This window comes from Nocardioides cremeus (genome assembly GCF_030518195.1).
Lineage (GTDB): Bacteria > Actinomycetota > Actinomycetes > Propionibacteriales > Nocardioidaceae > Nocardioides > Nocardioides cremeus.
Window position 1 is genome coordinate 1 of sequence record NZ_JAULSC010000457.1, and the last position, 217, is coordinate 217.

General features: G+C 76.5%; 1 pseudogene. It reads left to right on the top strand.

Going from position 1 to position 217, the window contains the following annotated elements:
- A pseudogene (locus QWJ41_RS21715) lies at nucleotides 1–217 on the top strand (ABC transporter permease); the annotation flags it as partial.

The following is a 217-nucleotide window of genomic DNA, read 5'->3' on the forward strand; positions in this document are numbered from 1 at the left end:
GTACCAGGCGGTCGCGGCGAGCTTCTCGCGCGTCTCCCCCCGCGTCAGCGCCTCCGCGATGACCCTGGGCGCCGGCCCGGGCCGGCTGCTGCGGCTGGTGCACCGGCCGCTGGCCCGCCCCGGCGTGGCGGTGGCGGCGACGCTGGTGCTCATCGACGCGGTCAAGGAGCTGCCGCTGGTGCTGATGCTGCGGCCCTTCGGCTTCACGACCCTGTCG